The sequence below is a fragment of the Niveispirillum sp. genome (genome assembly GCF_052437035.1).
Lineage (GTDB): Bacteria > Pseudomonadota > Alphaproteobacteria > Azospirillales > Azospirillaceae > Niveispirillum.
On sequence record NZ_JBQVOH010000073.1, the window covers coordinates 1 to 508 of the forward strand.

General features: G+C 66.5%; 1 protein-coding gene and 1 pseudogene. One reads left to right on the forward strand and one right to left on the reverse strand.

What is annotated here, in order from left to right; genetic code table 11:
- A pseudogene (locus tag ACT6Q8_RS25740) lies at window positions 1–180 on the forward strand (CoA ester lyase); the annotation flags it as partial.
- Window positions 181–183: 3 nt separating this feature from the next.
- Here the strand turns inward: ACT6Q8_RS25740 and ACT6Q8_RS25745 are convergent.
- On the reverse strand, window positions 184–508 hold a 325-nt coding region (locus ACT6Q8_RS25745; protein WP_444739514.1), incomplete at its 5' end, for a DUF2256 domain-containing protein.

The window sequence follows — 508 nt, forward strand, 5'->3', positions numbered from 1 at the left end:
GTGTTCTCGCCGAGCGCAGACGAACTGGCGCGCGCGCAGGCGGTGATTGCGGCGTTCGCTTTGCCCGAGAATGCGGGCAAGGGCGCGATAAGGGTCGATGGCCGGATGGTCGAACTGCTGCACCTCGAGCAGGCGCGGCAGACGGTCGCGATCGCACGGCAGATCGCCGCGCAGGGCTGACGCTCAGGCCGGACGGTTCTTGCGCCTCAAGTCGCCCTTGCAGCGCTCCGAACAGGTCTTCACATTGTCCCAGTCGCGCTCCCATTTCTTGCGCCACGTAAAAGGTCGCCCGCACGCCGCGCAGATCTTTTCGGGCAGGTTCGACTTGGTGTAGCGTTTCTCGGGCATGCGCGCGATATGGGCGCGCACTGGCAGCTTGGCCAGATGCGGCGGAACAATTCGCGTGCGCCATCTTGCCGGGCGCAAACGCCGCGCTATCGTGCGGCTCATGCGTACCCTTGCCCTGGCGCTTGCCGCCCTCGCCCCCATCACCCTTCCCTTGCCAGCC